Genomic DNA, 15,123 nt, shown 5'->3' with positions numbered 1-15,123 from the left:
CTAACGCCTCAGGCCGTTGGCGATGCTCATCAACTGATCGCCCGCCTGCACCACTTGCGCGGCGGCGCCATAGGCGCGCTGGGTCAACAGCATGCTGACCAGCTCGGTCGAAATGTCGACATTGGACGCTTCGAGTGAGCCCTGGACGAACACTCCCTGGCCGGTTTCACCCGGCAGGTAGCTGCGCAGCTGGGTTCCTTCATCAGCCAGGTAATACCCGCCATCGACCGGTTGCAGCCGATCGACATCGTCGGGCTGGACCAGTTCGAGCTGGCCCAGTTCGGTCAGGTTTTCATCACCCTGCGCCAGCCCCTGAACCCGGCCATCGCGCCCGATCCGGATGTCGGTGATCCCGTCAGGCACCTGGATCAGCGTTTTCAGCTGCAAGCCATCGGCCGTGCCCAGCACGCCATCGGCGTCCACTTTCAGCGAGCCGCCCCGCCACAGCCAGGCTTGCCCGCCCGGCCCCAGCACTTCGACAAACCCGTCTCCGCTAATCGCGAGATCCAGCGGCTTGCCGGTTTCGTTGAGCGCGCCTTGCGAAAAGACCCGCACCGTGCGCGAAATCCGCACTCCGGCCAGGTCTGCCGACTGCGGCTGGGCCAGTTCGTCCGGACTGGACGGCACTGCAACCTGACTGACCAGTTCGGCAAAGCGCTGTTCGGCGCGCTTGTAGGTGCGGGTGTTGATGTTGGCCACGTTCTGCGCGATCGTATCCAGATTGCGCTGCTGCACTTCCAGCCCGGTTGCGCCGATGTAGAATGCGCCGTTCATTACCCGCCTCCCCCGAAGGTCGTGATGGCCCGCGCCATCAATTCGTCATAGGTGATCATCACCCGCTGCGCGGATTCGGCGCGGCGCATGGCTTCCATCATGGTGACCATTTCGTCCCCGGTGGTGACGTTCGAAGCTTCGAACGCGCCCTGGCGCACGCCCGGTGCGTCGGCCGGTTCGGACGGACCGGCGGCCTGTCCGGCAGCCTCGCGGTAGACGGCGATCCGGCCCCGCGTTTCTCCGCGCTGGACAATCGTGCCATCCATCCGCACTTCGAAATCGGCGCTGCTGGCGACCACATCGCCGCCATTGGCAAGCTGGAGCACGCCGCCCAGCGCATCGATCAGCTGCCCTTCGGCATTGCGGCTGAAGCGGCCCTGGCGGGAAAAGCGCATACCGTCCGGATCGCGCAGCGCGAACAGGCCGGGGCCGGTCAGGGCCAGGTCGAACGGATTGTTGGTCACCACCAGTTTGCCGGGGCGATTGTCAATCACGGCCGAAACCTGGCTGGCCACGCTGCCATCGGTTTGCGTCAGCATCTGCACGAAGGGGATGCGGCGCTTGTAACCCGGGGTTGTCGCATTGGCGATGTTCTGGCCGACAATCTCAACCCGGCGTTCGGACTGCGCCAGAATAGCCGTAGCTGATGCGACAAGATCAGGCACAAATTCCCCCGCCATCACCCGCAAAGGGTGATCAAAATTCCCGATATTTTTTTTGGTTATCGCGACCTTATCAGGACAAATGCGTATCAATCGTTCCGGATCACGTCAAACGATTTGAGGGCGATGGTCTGGGGCACTTCGTTGACCGAAACCACCGCCAGGCGCGGCACGCTGCGGCGCAGGAACGCGCGCAAGTGGCTGCGGATCGCCGGGCCACACAGCAGCACCGGCGAAAGCCCCTTCTGCACCATCGATTCGACCAGCGGGTGAACCCGGCGCAGCAACGAATCGGCCAGTTTCGGCTCGATCACCAGACTGGAACCTTCGGGGCTGCGCATGACGGCTTCGGCAATCTGCGCCTCGATCCGCGGATCAAGGCTGAGCACCGAAAGCTGCTCTTCCCCGGCCTTGAGGTCGTTGCAGATAATGTGGCTCATCCGCTGGCGCACCAGCTCGGTCAGTTCGCCATGGTTGCGGGTGGTCCGCCCGACATCGACCAGGATGTCGCAGATCAGGTCGATAGACCGGATCGAAACGCCCTCTGCCAGCAGGTTCTGCAGCACCCGCTGCACATCGGAAACCGACATGACATTGGGCACCAGTTCTTCCACCAGCCCCGGCTGGCGCTGACGCACGCCGTCCAGCATCAGCGTTACGTCGCCGCGGGTCAGCAGCAACGGGGCCTCGCTGCGCACAACTTCGCCCAGGTGGGTCATCATCGCGGTGATCGGATCGACCAGGGTATAGCCCAGTTCGCGCGCCTTGGCAGACTGGCTTTCCTCGATCCACCAGGCCGGCAGGCCAAAAGCCGGATCGCTGGTTTCGATCCCGGTCAGCCCGTCGCGCGATGTGGACGATCGCACCGCCAGCATGTGATCGGGATGGACCGTGGACTTGGCATAAGTGCTGCCGTGGAGCAGCAGCTGGTAATCGAACGGCGCAACCTGGGCCATATCCTCGACCACGATCGGGGGGATTGTCAGCCCGCTGGCTTCGGCATGCTGCTGGCGCAGCGCGGCGATCCGCTCTGCAATGACCGGACGCTGCGAAACCCAGGCTTCGGCCAGACCCGAACCCAGCCCGATCGCAATCACTGCGGGCACCCTTCCGTTGCGATCGGCGGCGGCCTGCGCGCTGTCCGCTTCGGCCTGACCGGGCAGTTCGGCCAGATCAAGCCGCCGCCGCCGCGCGCTTAGCCAGATGGCGGCAAACAGCAGCACCAGGATCGCGATCGGCCACTTGGGCATGCCCGGCAGCATCAGCAGCAAGGTCAGCGAACCCATCACGATCAGCGGGATCTTGGGCACCGAACCCAGCTGGATCATCACTTCGGTGGAAAGCTGGCGGTCTGCAGCCGAACGGGTCACGATGATCCCGGTGGCGATCGAAATCACCAACGCGGGAACCTGGGTGACGATGCCATCGCCGATCGTCAGCAGGGTATAGTGCTGCAGGGCTTCGGACCAATCGAGCCCGCGTTGCGAAATGCCGATGATCCAGCCGGCGATGATATTGATCAGGACGATCACGATCCCGGCAACCGCATCGCCTTTCACAAACTTGCTGGCGCCGTCCATCGCGCCGTAAAAGGCGGTCTCGCGTTCCAGGTTCTTGCGCCGGGCCTTGGCCTCGTCCTGATCGATCAGTCCCATGTTGAGATCGGCGTCGATGCTCATCTGCTGGCCCGGCACGGCATCCAGGGTAAAGCGCGCCGCCACTTCCGACACGCGCTGGGCCCCGGCGGTCACCACCACATATTGCACCACGATCAGGATGAAGAACACCACCAGCCCGATCACGTAATTGCCCTGGGCCGCGAAATTGCCGACCGAGCCGATCACTTGCCCGGCATCGCCATCGGTCAGGATCAGGCGCGTCGCCGCGACGTTGAGTGACAGGCGGAACAGCGTGGCGACCAGCAGCAGCGATGGAAAAGTGGAAAATTCCACCGGCTTGCCGACGTAGAATGTCATCATCAGCAAGGTCAGCGCGAACGAGAAGTTCAGGATGATCAGGAAATCGAGCAGCGCGGTGGGAACCGGCGCGAACAGCACCAGCAGGATGCCCACCATGCCCAGCACCAGGGCAAGGTCGGAATTGTTGCGGATCAGGCGGCCCAGCATGTTGGTCAGTTCTTCCCCGGTTCTAGGCAGCAGCTGCGCGGGCGCGGTTCGCCCCGATTCCGTGCTTCAGATAAATGTCGGCAACGGCTTGGTAAAGTTCCGCCGGAATGTCCCCGCCGATCCGGCCCGCACGGTACAGCGCGCGCGCCAGCGGCGGGTCGGACAGGGCCAGCACGCCATAAGTAAACCCGACCCTGCGGATCCGCGCCGCCATCTCGCCCGCGCCGCGCGCCACCACTTGCGGCGCGGCCATGGTCTGCGGATCATAGCGCAGCGCCACGGCGTAATGGGTCGGGTTGGTAATGATCACGTCCGAACCGCGCACATCGCGCAGTGCCTTGACCGCCTTGGCGAACTCGCTGTGCGCCTGTCGCCGCTTTTGCTTGAAGCGCGGATCGCCTTCGCGGTCGCGGTGCTCGCGCTTCACTTCGCGGCGGCTCATCCGCATCTGCTTGGCGAATTGCCGCCGGACCAGAACCTGGTCGAGCATGGCAAAGCCCAGCGCGGCCAGGGCAAAGAACATCAGCAGCCGCCGCACTCCGGCCAGCATCGCGTCGGCCAGCTCGACTCCCCCGGGCAGCGCCGCCGCCGTGCCCACCAGCGCGCCCTTGATCACCAGCCAGGCGATGGTCGAATAGACCGCCAGCTTCAGCACCGCCTTGAACGCTTCGGTCAGCATCCGCCAAGAAAACAGCCGCTTGAGCCCCTTCGCCGGATTGATCTTGCTGAAATCGGGCTTGAGCGGGTGGGTCGAGAACATCGGTCCGACCTGCAGAAAATCGAGCACCAGCGCGAGCAGGAACAGGGTGCCGGCAAAGACCGTAAGCGGCCAGACTAGCGGCGCGGCTGCACGGGTCGCCACTTCGCCCAGCGAGGCCGGATTGCCGCTGATCGCCGGGGCCAGTGCCAGTGCCTCGCGCGTGGACCGCGACATGGCCTGGGCCAGTCGCTCTCCGCCAAAGGCCAGAAAGCCGATCATCGCGGCGATCGCGGCAAAGAAGCCCAGGTCCATCGACCGCGCCGTCGCGCCGCGTTCGCGCGCTTTTTGCAGCTTGAACGGGGTGGCGGCTTCGCTCTTGTCGGTTTCGCTCTCGTCCATCGCTCAGGCCGTGCGCTGCATGAAGGATAGCGCGCTGGCGACGAGCTGGACATAGAGCGCGGCCGAAGTGCCAAAGGCGATCGGCAGCAGCGCCAGTACCAGGATCGCCTTGACCTGAATGCCCAGCAGCAGCGCATTGAGCTGCGGGACGGTGCGCGATGCCATGGCGATCACCACGTCGGTCAGGAACAGCCCCAGGATCGCCGCGCCGCCGATTCCCAGTGCGATCAGCGATGTGGTCAGCATGTATTCCCCCAGCGCCCCCACGCCGCCCAGCCGCACCACGCCGCCCAGCGGCACGGCGCTGAGCGAGGCCGACCAGAACCGCAGCAAGGCCAGATGTCCGTCCATCGCGAAAAAGGTGACCCCCGCGATATAGGCAAAGAAGGTTCCGACCAGCGGCGTCTGGGCACGGGTGCCCGGATCGATCAGCAGCGCCAGGCCAAAGCCTGACTGGATGTCGATCGTCCGCCCGACCAGATAGAGCGCGGCGAACATCAGTTGCAGCGCGATCAGCGGGATCAGCCCGGCCAGCAGCTCGCTGATCGCCCCGGTAGCCAGCACGGCGGGAGTGACTTCGGCCAGCCGTGCTGCGGGATTGGCGCTGACCAGCACCGCGGCAAGTGTCAGCCCCAGCATGGCCAGGATCGTGCGCGGCACCCGGATCAGGGTGAACGGCGGCGCGAACATCAGGGTCGGCGCGATTCGCAGGGTCAGCAGCAGGCTTGATGCCACCCAGATTGCCAGCGCGTCTGCCCCCGATTCCGTCATGACCTATCCCAGACTGGGAATGATCCGGATCAGTCCCAGCGCGAACTGCATCATCCGGCCGATCATCCACGGCCCCAGAAAGATCAGCAGCAGCGCCGCGACCAGCATCTTGGGGACATAGCTCAGCGTCATTTCCTGCAGCTGGGTGGTGGCCTGCAGCACGCTGATCAGCAGCCCGACCAGCAGCACCGCGGCCAGCAGCGGCCCGGCGACCACCATCGCCTCCCACATCAGCCGGTTCATCAGGTCCAGCGCCTGCCCCTGGCTCACGCGACTAACCTCATTGCAGCGTTTCCCCGCGCCGCTGATTGGCCGTGCCCAGCCCGACCATCGCCTGGGCCAGGGTCTTGCCTTCCACCCCGGCGGGCAGCTGCATCGCGCGTTCGACGATCCGCTGCGCCAGTTCGGGCTTGCCATCGGCCTCCAGCAGCAGGACCCGCGCCAGCATTCCGCCAAAGCATTCCCGGTCAAGCCGCAGCGCGATCTCGGTCCGGCGCCGGGCGCCTTCCAGATCACCGTCAGCGATGTCGAGCACCGCCAGCGCGCCGTGGCTTTCGGCGAAATTGTCATCATGCGCCAGCGCCGTTTCAAAGTTGCGGCGCGCGGCGACCAGATCGCGGCGCACGAACTGCGCCCAGCCCGCTGCAATCCACGACCCCAGGTGATCCCCCCAGATCGCCGCGCCTTTTTCCAGCGCGGGAGCGGCGGCATCGGCATTGCCTTCGGCCAGCAGGCCCAGCCCCATGCCCAGCCAGGCGCGCGGAGCCTCGGGCGCTTCGGCCAGGGCCCGCTGGAACAGGCCCAGCGCGGCCTGGGGATCATCCTCGTTCAGCGCGACCAGCCCTTGCGTGGTCAGGGCATCAGCCCCGCCCTTGGCCCGTCCGGCCAGGCTGGCGGCCAGTGCATAGTCATCCGCATCCATCGCCGCGACCGCGACCGCGCCCAGCAGTGCATCGTCCTGCGGGTGCGCCTCCAGCAAGAGCTGCCCCAGCGCCAGCGCGTCCTCTGGCTCGGCAATGTGGTGCAGCGCCTGCACTTTGAGCGCGGCGGCGCGCGGTACAGCTGCCAGCACTTCATCGTCCAGCAGTTCACCCACTTCGGCAAACCGCCCGTCCAGCGCATTCAGCCAGGCCAGGTTGAAGCGGACCGATGGGTGATCGTGGCCGCCCTCACGCAGGCTTTCAAACGCGGCGCGCGCCGCGTCCCGCTCTCCGCGCCGCATCGCGACGATCCCGGCGGTGTTGACCAGTCCCGGCGGCAAAGGTGACAGCGCGGCATGACGGGCCAGCAATTCGGCCGCATCGTCCAGCGCATTTTCATCCAGTGCAGCCGTGGCCGCATCGGCCAGCAGCGCCAGGTTCTGCGGATCCTGTTCCAGATACCCGCGCAACCGCGCGAGCCGTGTCCCGTCACTCATTGTCCCAAGCGTCCCTACCGCCGATGGGCGGCCCGTCACCTTGTTGCACGCAGGCGAAACAGAGGCAATGGCCCCCGGCCCGACTGGCAAAACCGCACCGGACGGTGGCGATCCCGGTGACAGGGCGGACAACAAGGTGACACTCTGTCCGGCCTCTTTCTCCTTTCAATCCAGTTGCTTGTGCCAGATAAAGTGACACATTGTGCGGTTTTGAGCTGCAAATCCTGTCCACCCCGCCACAACGGCGGTTCAGGCGCGCAATATAGCCGATTCGCGGCATGTAGGAAAATGCCCGCAAGTGGCGGAATTGACCGCGCGCATGGACAGAACCGCATGGACGGCGCAGACCCGCCACCATGCCCCGCACCCCTTCCGCCATCCGCCTTGCGCTCGCCTATTTTCTGGGCGTGTTCGCCGTGGCTTTCGCGCTGGGAGTGATCCGCACCCTGTGGCTGGCCCCGCTTCTGGGGGCCATGGCCGCCGTGGCGGTAGAGCTGCCGCTGGTGCTGCTCACCAGCTGGCTGTGGGCCGGACACCTGCTGCGCCGCTACCCCTTGGCCAGCGCGGCTGCGGCGCTGCGGATCGGCCTGATCGCGTTTGCCCTGCTGCTGGGCAGCGAATGCGCGCTGGCCATGGTGCTGTTCGGCACGGGTCCGGCGCAATGGCTCAGCGCGCAGGCCACGCCGCCGGGCGCGCTTGGCCTGACCGGGCAGATCCTGTTCGCGCTGGTGCCCTGGGCGCGGTGGCGGCGCAGCGCGCGCTGAACTAGAGCCCTTCGGTCAGGAACACGCGGTAATCCGCGCCCTGAAACCGCACCGCCCGCGCGGTCTGATAGGCAGGGGAGTGATACCACGCCCGCGCTTCGTCCATGGTCGGGAATTCCAGGATCACGCAGCCTTGCGCTTCGGGGCCTTCCAGCGTCTCGATCCCGCCGTAATAGGCCAGCGGCTTGCCCGTGTGGCCGGCCAGCGAAGGCCCGGCCAGCCCGGCATATTCCGTCATCTTGCCGGCATCGTGTTCGCGTTCCTTGATGAAAACAAGGTAGGCCGTCATGGATTGATCCTCTCGCTGCTGGGTGTCTGGGCGCAATGTGGCGCGGCGCGCGGCAAGGTGCAAGCGCGCTGCCTGCCCGCACGCCGCCGCTTGCCCGGCAGTTGTGCCCGCGCGCCAATTGTGGAACTGCTCGGTCCAGACAGGAGCACCATGCCATGCCGACCACAGACCGATTGCACGCCGTTCCGGTACTGGCCCTGGCGCTGCTGGCAAGCGGCTGCGCGATCACCGCCCCGGTGCCGCCTGCACGGCATGGCGCGGCGCTGGTGCGGCCAGCCTGCCCGGTGATGACCACCATCGGCCTGTCCGCCGCGCAGGAAACCAGCGCGCGGGCTGCGCTGACACAAGTCTGTGCGATCATGGCGAGCGACGCCTTTGCGAAAAAAATCGCGGCGGGCGAATGGTCCCCCGCCTGCCCCGGCTTCTTCTTTGGCCGCCAGCCCCGCACCCCGGCGGCAGATGTGCTCCACGCGCTGACCACGGAAACGCCCGCTTTCACCCTGCAGATCGGCACGTTCCGCAATGGCAAGGTTACCGCCGTGACCCGGGCCGGGGATCGCAGCATCACGATCATCGCCAGCCGCCTGAACAATGCCGCCGCAGCAAATGGCGCGGCCCGCGCCGCGCTGGTCAATACGCTGGGCCACGAAATGACCCACCTGATCCCGGACCCGGCCACGCCAACAGCCTCCCGCTTCCGCGACCGGGGCCAGTCCATGCCGTGGTGCAAGGGCGCCCTGCTGATCAGCTATGGGGTTGGGGATATTTATGAGCAGCTGTGGCGGGATGGTGGGATGGTTTGGGAGTGAGGGGGGTATCCGTCCGTCAGACCGCAGTGCGCCGAGCCCGGGTCTGATCGCCGCGACCTGCGAGCAAGCCGGCGATCGAAACGTCCTCGTCCAGCCCGTCCCAATGGATCCCGCTACGGCTGAGTGAACAAGCCGCGCGTTCCGCCGCTGAGGCGTGGAGCAGGCGCGGGAACCAGGCGAGCGGAATGCCAAGCGTGCGGCCATCCGCCAGATCGACCCACATCGAATCCTGATCGAAACGCACGGCGAGCGGTTCAGGCGAAATAGTCATTCCACGCACTTTCGATTTCTTCGAATCTTCGAATGCTTGCGTTAAAAGTGCCGTTGGGAAATGTTTCTTTAGAAAGAAATCAAGTTCTTCGAACGTCGATCCGTTAGATCTGCAATGATCGATTAAATGTCGACCGTTCTCGGAATTTTGTAAACCCGTTACAACTTCGATTATATGTGACGAGAGTATTTCTCCAGCTCTTTCGGTCAAAATACCCCTGTTAAAAAGGGCTGCTGCAATCTAGAATTGTGCAAGTATTTGCCCATATCCAAATATAGAATCAATTTCACCTCTAGAAATATGATCCCAATATCTGTTTATCTCTGAAAAAATACTAAGAGAGAGATTGACATCGTTAGTTGTACTTTGCGCACCGTACGTGCGCAAGGCGACATAGCTTGCGACAATAGCTACAAAGACACCTCCTGCGGAAGAAATAGCAGAAATCCAAGATGGATAATCTATCAATCCGACAATTACTCTTTGGGATTTGAAGGAGGCGGAGGGTCTTTCGGAAGATGTCCGGTAGGAACAGAACCGCCAATATCCCCACTCTCGGGAAGCCTTGGTAAGTGGCCAGTCGGAACGGAATGCTTCTCGAGCGCTTCCACAACTCTGTTTATCGAATCACCAGTCATGCCTTGTCCTATTCAAAAAAGAGAAGGCGTTTCTAGCATTTGTTCCATTTATGTTCAATAGTTTCTTTGAAAAATTGCTCTCAAAATTCGCTGCTCAAGCCGCCCGCATCGCCACCAACCGCCCATTATCCGCCAACTCGCGGTGCAAATTCCACCCGGCCAGTTCCAACCCATTTGGCCATGCCAGCGAGCCAGCCTCGATAAAGGCGCGGGCGAAGTAGGCGGGGTCGGCTAGCGGCTTGGTCAGCACGGTGTCGCGCGCGATCAACGCGGCGGCGGACCACAGGCCGTGGCTGCCGTCGCTGAAGGTCAGTTCCAGTTCGGAAGGGCTGGTAACGGCCAGATGGTGCAGCTTAATCATCGAGATCGGCTCCCGCAATCATCTGCATGGGTAGCAGATCAATGCCGTTCTGCCAATTTTCCAGCAATTCAGCGCGGTGGCGCTCGGTCCATTCGGCCACGATCCGCAAGGCCCGTTTGGGCAGCGAACCGGCCTGAACCGAACCATCGGCAATCGCGATCAGGGCTTCGAACCCTTGATAGCTGGCGTGGAAATGCGGCGGCGCGTGATCATCGTGATACATGCGGATCACGATCCCGAAGAAGATCGAGATGATTGGCACCGCCGGAAAATCCTACTCCGCCGCCACAGTCCCGCCAAACATATCCGGCTCACCCTCAGCGTCTCCGGCTTCGTTCGCCGGTTCACCTTTGGCCTTGCGGCGTGAATCGAAGCTTGACCACACGTCCTGCCAGCTGCCTTTGGTCGCGCCCTTCGAATATTCGGTCGCGCGGGTTTCGAAGAAGTTGGCGTGTTCGACGCCGTTGAGCAGCGGGGCGAGCCAGGGGAGGGGGTGGTCTTCGACCATGTAGATCGCGGGCAGGCCCAGCTGGCTTAGCCGCCAGTCAGCGATGTAGCGGATGTAGCGCTTGATTTCCTTGGCGCTCATCCCCGGCACCGGGCCTTGTTCAAACGCCAGATCGATGAAGGCATCTTCCAGCCGCACGGTCTTCTGGCAGCAATCGATGATGTCTTCCTTGACCGATTTGGTCAGGCACTGGCGTTCCTGGACAAAGGCGTGGAACAGGCGGGTGATGCCTTCGCAGTGCAGGCTCTCGTCGCGGACCGACCAGGTGACGATCTGGCCCATGCCCTTCATCTTGTTGAAGCGCGGGAAATTCATCAGCATGGCAAAGCTGGCGAACAGCTGCAGCCCTTCGGTGAAGCCGCCGAACATGGCGAGCGTGCGGGCGATATCCTCGTCGCTATCAACCCCGAACTGCTGCAGGTAATCGTGCTTGGCGCGCATTTCCTCGTATTCAAGGAACATGCCATATTCGCTTTCGGGCATGCCGATGGTGTCAAGCAAGTGGCTGTAGGCGGCGATGTGGATCGTCTCCATGTTGGAGAACGCGGCCAGCATCATCTTGACCTCGGTCGGCTTGAACACGCGGCCGTACTTCTCGTGGTAGCAATCCTGCACCTCGACGTCGGCCTGGGTGAAGAACCGGAAGATCTGGGTCAGCAGGTTGCGCTCATGCTCGCTGATCTTCTGCGCCCAGTCGCGGCAATCCTCACCCAAGGGCACTTCCTCGGGCATCCAGTGGACCTGCTGCTGGCGCTTCCAGAAATCGTACGCCCACGGATATTCGAACGGCTTGTAGGTCTTGCGGGCTTCGAGAAGGGACATCGGTTGAATCCTCGTAAGAAAACTGGAAACTTCAAAAAATTGTCAGTGCCACCCGCCGCCGTCGAGCCGCGTGATCAGGAAGCCAATGCCGGCCACCAGGGACAGCACAATTCCGCCGTTCAGCATGTACGATGCCGGAGGCGAGTCTACCGCTGGCGAATGGTGACGCAAAAGCATCGCCAGTCCGCCAGCAGCGGGCACATACTTTAGCGCGATGCCAATCCCGCGCGATACCTGCGGCGACCTGTTGAGATCATAGCCGAGGCCTTTGCCCATTGCTGCTGCCAGCACCAGCAACGGCAGCAAGCCAAAACCGGCCGCGCCAGCCAGCAGGGCAATCCGGTCCACGCCTGCCAGCGCGGGTTGCGCCGCCAGGTGGACGCCATAGGCAGCAACGCACGTCAGCGCAGCGTAAACAAGGCAGAGCACCGACACATAGGCCGGTGTTCTGGTCCAGCTCGGCCTGCCGGATTGCTTCATCCTGCAGCTCCGGTCTGGATCGGGTGAAGCGCAGGCCATGCGCGGCGCGCGGTCATTGCCAGAACCACTTGGGAGTTACACCGCGGACCTTGCGGTTCTGCCACATCTGGACATAGAGCCACAGCCCGGAAAAGCTGAAGAACACCATGGCGAACCCGGCCAGAGTGAACACCACGGTGCCGACCGGCCCCAGGCTTTCACCCGAATGCAGGTGATGGATCAGCCCGATGTTGAGCGCGCTTTTGGGCGGCTTGGGGCGGCACAGCATGGTTTCGGGGCACTTGAACCCGGCCGGTGCAGCCGCGGCGGGGCGTTCTTCCTTGCCGCCCAGCACTTCGCCCCACAGCGGGATCTGGCTGAGCAGGCCGGTGACCGAAATCCACAGCAGAACCACGCCGAACAGGACGGAAAGCCAGCGGTGCCACTTACGCATAGTCATATACTCCCGGGAAAAGGTTGGAGCCCTTCCCAAGGGCATCGGCGCGCCGCGCGGCAAGCCGCATTTGGTCGCCAATTGTAACATGCATTAGCATTTGTACTGCCAGCCTGTGCTTGCCCCGCTGCCTTACTGGCAGGCAAGGCATTCCTCGTAATCGGTCGGCTGGGCGGCCAGTTCCATGATCGGTGCGTCGGCGGTGTTGTCCGCCTCGACCCCGCCGGCGAACCCGGCGCGCTGGACTGACTTCGAGCGCAAGTAATAGAGGCTCTTGATCCCCTTTTCCCACGCCTGGAAGTGCAGCATCATCAGGTCCCACTTTTCAACATCGGCGGGGATGTAGAGGTTCAGCGACTGGGCCTGATCGATGAAGGGCGTGCGGTCTGCCGCGAATTCGAGCAGCCAGCGCTGGTCGATTTCGAAGCTGGTCTTGTAGACCGCCTTTTCCTCTGGGCTGAGGAAATCGAGGTGCTGGACTGATCCGCCGTGTTCGAGGATCGAATTCCAGATATTGTTGGAATCCTTGCTCTTTTCGGCCAGCAATTTCTGCAGGTAGGGGTTCTTGACCACGAAGCTGCCCGACAGGGTCTTGTGGGTATAGATGTTGGCCGGGATCGGCTCGATACAGGCGCTGGTGCCGCCGCAGATGATCGAAATCGACGCGGTTGGCGCGATCGCCATCTTGCAGCTGAAGCGCTGCATCACGCCCATTTCCGCCGCATCGGGGCAGGCCCCGCGTTCTTCGGCGAGCATCATCGAGGCTTCGTCCGCCTTGGCCGCGATGTGCTTGAACATCTTGAGGTTGATCGCCTTGGCCATCGCGCTTTCAAAGCCGATGCCCTTTTGCTGGAGGTAGGAATGGAACCCCATCACCCCCATGCCGACGCTGCGTTCGCGCGCGGCAGAATACTTGGCGCGGGCCATCTCGTCCGGCGCACGGTCGATATAGTCCTGCAGCACGTTGTCGAGGAAACGCAGCACGTCCTCGATGAACTGCTTGTCCTTGTTCCACTCATCCCAGGTTTCCAGGTTGAGCGAGGACAGGCAGCACACCGCCGTGCGATCGTTGCCGAGGTGGTCGCGGCCCGTGGGCAGGGTGATTTCGCTGCACAGGTTGGAGGTCGAAACCTTCAGCCCCAGATCGCGGTGATGCTTGGGCATCATCCGGTTCACCGTGTCGGAGAAGACGATGTAGGGTTCGCCCGTGGCCAGCCGGTTTTCGACCAGCTTCTGGAACAGGCTGCGCGCATCGACCGTGGCGCGGACCGAACCGTCCTTGGGGCTGCGCAGATGGAATTCCGCGCCGTCGCGCACCGCTTCCATGAATTCATCGGTCAGCAGCACGCCGTGGTGCAGGTTGAGCGCCTTGCGGTTGAAATCGCCCGAGGGTTTGCGGATTTCGAGGAATTCCTCAATCTCAGGGTGCGACACGTCGAGATAGCAGGCGGCCGAACCGCGCCGCAGCGAGCCCTGCGAAATCGCCAGCGTCAGCGAATCCATCACGCGGACGAACGGAATGATCCCGCTGGTCTTGCCGTTGAGCCCCACCGGCTCCCCGATCCCGCGGACGTTGCCCCAATAGGTTCCGATCCCGCCGCCGCGGCTGGCGAGCCAGACGTTCTCGTTCCAGGTGCCGACGATCCCTTCAAGGCTGTCCGACACCGAATTGAGGTAGCACGAGATTGGCAGCCCGCGCCCGGTCCCGCCGTTCGACAGCACCGGCGTGGCGGGCATGAACCACAGCTTCGAGATATAGTCATAGATCCGCTGGGCGTGATCCTGATCGTCCGAATAGGCATCGGCAACGCGCGCGAACAGGTCCTGATACTTTTCACCGGGCAGCAGGTAACGGTCATCCAGCGTGTCCTTGCCGAATTCGGTCAGCAGCGCATCGCGGGCGTGATCGGTGACAATCGTGAAGCGGCGCTCCTCGATCGATTTGGAATCGCGTTCGGGCGCGGCGGCGGCTTTCGCCACTTCGCCCAGCGCCCCCGCCAGCGCTTCCGCGCCCAGCTTGTCCACCAGGGCGTCGCTGCCCAGATCGCTCTTGTCACTCATGCTCACTACCGGGCCCTTTTCCGCCGCTGGGGCATCGTTTTCCGCAACCGCCGCGTCCGCAATCGTCATGTCGAGTTCGGCCATCGTCGGCTCGTCTCCGTTCCTGAAATCCACTTGCATGCCCCCATTCGTCCGCAACCGTGATTCGCACCCGGTGCCAAAAGCCAATGTTCCGTTTCCGTTCGAATCGGAGGGCAGCCGCCCATCCTAGCAAACGGGTGGAACGAAACGAGAAATAGTTATCCCCATTCGATCCCCAGACCCTTCACCGGGAGGGCTTGTTTTTCAGACCGACTCCGCCCGCGTCGCGTGAATCACGCATTGCGGCGAAATCTAGGTCTAGAGGTCCCCCCGGATGCCGGACCACTATCCATAGTGCCCGATCGCGAGTCTGGCGCAAGAGGGTAAATCCGCGAGTAACCCTGTTTGCCCCCGGCAAAGGACCCGCCGCACCATGCCGCGTTGCAGCGACGCGCGGGAAACCGGGGCTTCGTTCGCCGCGCAAGAGTCAAAGTGAATCTGTGAAAAAATTTTTGCCCGGGGACAGGCGGTCCGGGGCGTTGACAAGGATAGAATCGGACCCGGAAATCTTGTTGCGTGCAGCAGTGGCTATGCGCAATCGCCGGGGGCGGGTCTGGGGTGTGAATCGGGGTGTCGATCAACGCGCTCGGCCTTGCCGCGCAGCATCGCCCCCCACATCGCTCCTCGCATCATCGCCGCCCGCGTAGCGAGACACGTGGCTCGCAGAGCCTTGCCCCGGGGCGACGGGCGGTAGGGCGCGTCCTCTCCCCTGAAGGCGAGCGGGCTTTGCCCCCCCAACCAGCCCTTGATTCCCCCG

The 15,123-nt window shown here is 63.4% G+C and carries 17 protein-coding genes; 2 read left to right on the top strand and 15 right to left on the bottom strand.

The features are described 5' to 3' along the window. The 7 genes from MNBBLIKP_RS02990 to MNBBLIKP_RS02960 all read right to left on the bottom strand — a co-directional run bounded on the left by MNBBLIKP_RS02990 (position 1) and on the right by MNBBLIKP_RS02960 (position 6,849). Positions 1 to 774 (bottom strand): flagellar hook-basal body protein, encoded by a 774-nt coding sequence (locus MNBBLIKP_RS02990; protein WP_088307317.1) that lies wholly within the window; start codon positions 772 to 774, stop codon positions 1 to 3. Then, positions 774 to 1,439 (bottom strand): flagellar hook-basal body protein, encoded by a 666-nt coding sequence (locus tag MNBBLIKP_RS02985; RefSeq protein WP_176399633.1) that lies wholly within the window; start codon positions 1,437 to 1,439, stop codon positions 774 to 776. The genes MNBBLIKP_RS02990 and MNBBLIKP_RS02985 overlap by 1 nt, the downstream gene beginning before the upstream one ends. A gap of 86 nt (positions 1,440 to 1,525) precedes the next feature. After that, positions 1,526 to 3,562 carry a flagellar biosynthesis protein FlhA gene (locus tag MNBBLIKP_RS02980; RefSeq protein ID WP_088307312.1) on the bottom strand — a complete coding sequence of 679 codons (2,037 nt, stop codon included), beginning with the start codon at positions 3,560 to 3,562 and terminating at the stop codon, positions 1,526 to 1,528. Between the two features lie 22 nt (positions 3,563 to 3,584). After that, positions 3,585 to 4,661, bottom strand: a complete 1,077-nt coding sequence (locus MNBBLIKP_RS02975; protein WP_088307310.1) for an EscU/YscU/HrcU family type III secretion system export apparatus switch protein — start codon at positions 4,659 to 4,661, stop codon at positions 3,585 to 3,587. A 3-nt stretch (positions 4,662 to 4,664) separates the two neighbouring features. After that, positions 4,665 to 5,432 carry a flagellar biosynthetic protein FliR gene (locus MNBBLIKP_RS02970; protein WP_088307308.1) on the bottom strand — a complete coding sequence of 256 codons (768 nt, stop codon included), beginning with the start codon at positions 5,430 to 5,432 and terminating at the stop codon, positions 4,665 to 4,667. Between the two features lie 3 nt (positions 5,433 to 5,435). Beyond that, positions 5,436 to 5,702: a flagellar biosynthetic protein FliQ gene (locus MNBBLIKP_RS17945; RefSeq protein WP_176399632.1), complete on the bottom strand. Its 267-nt coding sequence runs from the start codon at positions 5,700 to 5,702 to the stop codon at positions 5,436 to 5,438. Positions 5,703 to 5,712: 10 nt separating this feature from the next. Beyond that, positions 5,713 to 6,849, bottom strand: a complete 1,137-nt coding sequence (locus tag MNBBLIKP_RS02960; protein WP_088307304.1) for a tetratricopeptide repeat protein — start codon at positions 6,847 to 6,849, stop codon at positions 5,713 to 5,715. 356 nt (positions 6,850 to 7,205) lie between these two features. On the opposite strand from MNBBLIKP_RS02960, the gene MNBBLIKP_RS02955 reads away from it, so the two are divergent. After that, entirely contained in the window at positions 7,206 to 7,613 is a 408-nt protein-coding gene (locus MNBBLIKP_RS02955) for a hypothetical protein (protein WP_088307302.1), read from the top strand. Between the two features lies 1 nt (position 7,614). On the opposite strand, the gene MNBBLIKP_RS02950 is transcribed toward MNBBLIKP_RS02955, so the two are convergent. Beyond that, positions 7,615 to 7,902 carry a DUF1330 domain-containing protein gene (locus tag MNBBLIKP_RS02950; protein ID WP_088307300.1) on the bottom strand — a complete coding sequence of 96 codons (288 nt, stop codon included), beginning with the start codon at positions 7,900 to 7,902 and terminating at the stop codon, positions 7,615 to 7,617. A gap of 155 nt (positions 7,903 to 8,057) precedes the next feature. Between MNBBLIKP_RS02950 and MNBBLIKP_RS02945 the strand changes: the two genes are divergently transcribed. Continuing rightward, positions 8,058 to 8,711, top strand: a complete 654-nt coding sequence (locus MNBBLIKP_RS02945; protein ID WP_088307298.1) for a hypothetical protein — start codon at positions 8,058 to 8,060, stop codon at positions 8,709 to 8,711. A 16-nt stretch (positions 8,712 to 8,727) separates the two neighbouring features. Here the strand turns inward: MNBBLIKP_RS02945 and MNBBLIKP_RS02940 are convergent, their stop codons facing one another. The 7 genes from MNBBLIKP_RS02940 to MNBBLIKP_RS02910 form a co-directional block, all read right to left on the bottom strand. Continuing rightward, positions 8,728 to 8,982: a DUF2442 domain-containing protein gene (locus MNBBLIKP_RS02940; protein ID WP_088307296.1), complete on the bottom strand. Its 255-nt coding sequence runs from the start codon at positions 8,980 to 8,982 to the stop codon at positions 8,728 to 8,730. A 732-nt stretch (positions 8,983 to 9,714) separates the two neighbouring features. After that, complete coding sequence (locus MNBBLIKP_RS02935) at positions 9,715 to 9,981, bottom strand: DUF2442 domain-containing protein (protein ID WP_088307294.1); 267 nt, start codon at positions 9,979 to 9,981, stop codon at positions 9,715 to 9,717. Continuing rightward, a complete protein-coding gene (locus MNBBLIKP_RS02930; RefSeq protein WP_088307292.1) occupies positions 9,974 to 10,243 on the bottom strand; it encodes a DUF4160 domain-containing protein in 270 nt (89 codons plus the stop codon). Before MNBBLIKP_RS02930 ends, MNBBLIKP_RS02935 begins: the two co-directional genes overlap by 8 nt. Positions 10,244 to 10,255: 12 nt before the next feature. Next, on the bottom strand, positions 10,256 to 11,311 hold the full coding sequence (locus tag MNBBLIKP_RS02925; RefSeq protein ID WP_088307290.1) for a ribonucleotide-diphosphate reductase subunit beta: 1,056 nt from the start codon (positions 11,309 to 11,311) through the stop codon (positions 10,256 to 10,258). 42 nt (positions 11,312 to 11,353) lie between these two features. Then, entirely contained in the window at positions 11,354 to 11,791 is a 438-nt protein-coding gene (locus tag MNBBLIKP_RS02920; protein WP_140420514.1) for a hypothetical protein, read from the bottom strand. 52 nt (positions 11,792 to 11,843) lie between these two features. After that, the gene (locus MNBBLIKP_RS02915; RefSeq protein WP_088307286.1) at positions 11,844 to 12,224 is read right to left on the bottom strand and encodes a PepSY domain-containing protein; all 381 of its coding nucleotides are present in this window, start codon (positions 12,222 to 12,224) and stop codon (positions 11,844 to 11,846) included. A gap of 132 nt (positions 12,225 to 12,356) precedes the next feature. Continuing rightward, positions 12,357 to 14,369 carry a ribonucleoside-diphosphate reductase subunit alpha gene (locus tag MNBBLIKP_RS02910; protein WP_254912897.1) on the bottom strand — a complete coding sequence of 671 codons (2,013 nt, stop codon included), beginning with the start codon at positions 14,367 to 14,369 and terminating at the stop codon, positions 12,357 to 12,359. Positions 14,370 to 15,123 lie beyond the last annotated feature (754 nt).

Origin of the sequence: Novosphingobium sp. B 225 (genome assembly GCF_002198665.1) — a bacterium.
Lineage (GTDB): Bacteria > Pseudomonadota > Alphaproteobacteria > Sphingomonadales > Sphingomonadaceae > Novosphingobium.
The sequence above is the reverse complement of the archived record's forward strand: the minus strand, read 5'-3'. Positions and strand labels throughout refer to the sequence as shown.

Coding starts and splice junctions, on each gene's coding strand:
- MNBBLIKP_RS02990 (WP_088307317.1), bottom strand. CDS start 774: ATGAACGGCGCATTCTACATCGGCGCAACCGGGCTGGAAGTGCAGCAG.
- MNBBLIKP_RS02980 (WP_088307312.1), bottom strand. CDS start 3,562: ATGCTGGGCCGCCTGATCCGCAACAATTCCGACCTTGCCCTGGTGCTG.
- MNBBLIKP_RS02975 (WP_088307310.1), bottom strand. CDS start 4,661: ATGGACGAGAGCGAAACCGACAAGAGCGAAGCCGCCACCCCGTTCAAG.
- MNBBLIKP_RS02970 (WP_088307308.1), bottom strand. CDS start 5,432: ATGACGGAATCGGGGGCAGACGCGCTGGCAATCTGGGTGGCATCAAGC.
- MNBBLIKP_RS02960 (WP_088307304.1), bottom strand. CDS start 6,849: ATGAGTGACGGGACACGGCTCGCGCGGTTGCGCGGGTATCTGGAACAG.
- MNBBLIKP_RS02955 (WP_088307302.1), top strand. CDS start 7,206: ATGCCCCGCACCCCTTCCGCCATCCGCCTTGCGCTCGCCTATTTTCTG.
- MNBBLIKP_RS02950 (WP_088307300.1), bottom strand. CDS start 7,902: ATGACGGCCTACCTTGTTTTCATCAAGGAACGCGAACACGATGCCGGC.
- MNBBLIKP_RS02945 (WP_088307298.1), top strand. CDS start 8,058: ATGCCGACCACAGACCGATTGCACGCCGTTCCGGTACTGGCCCTGGCG.
- MNBBLIKP_RS02940 (WP_088307296.1), bottom strand. CDS start 8,982: ATGACTATTTCGCCTGAACCGCTCGCCGTGCGTTTCGATCAGGATTCG.
- MNBBLIKP_RS02935 (WP_088307294.1), bottom strand. CDS start 9,981: ATGATTAAGCTGCACCATCTGGCCGTTACCAGCCCTTCCGAACTGGAA.
- MNBBLIKP_RS02925 (WP_088307290.1), bottom strand. CDS start 11,311: ATGTCCCTTCTCGAAGCCCGCAAGACCTACAAGCCGTTCGAATATCCG.
- MNBBLIKP_RS02920 (WP_140420514.1), bottom strand. CDS start 11,791: ATGAAGCAATCCGGCAGGCCGAGCTGGACCAGAACACCGGCCTATGTG.
- MNBBLIKP_RS02915 (WP_088307286.1), bottom strand. CDS start 12,224: ATGCGTAAGTGGCACCGCTGGCTTTCCGTCCTGTTCGGCGTGGTTCTG.
- MNBBLIKP_RS02910 (WP_254912897.1), bottom strand. CDS start 14,369: ATGGCCGAACTCGACATGACGATTGCGGACGCGGCGGTTGCGGAAAAC.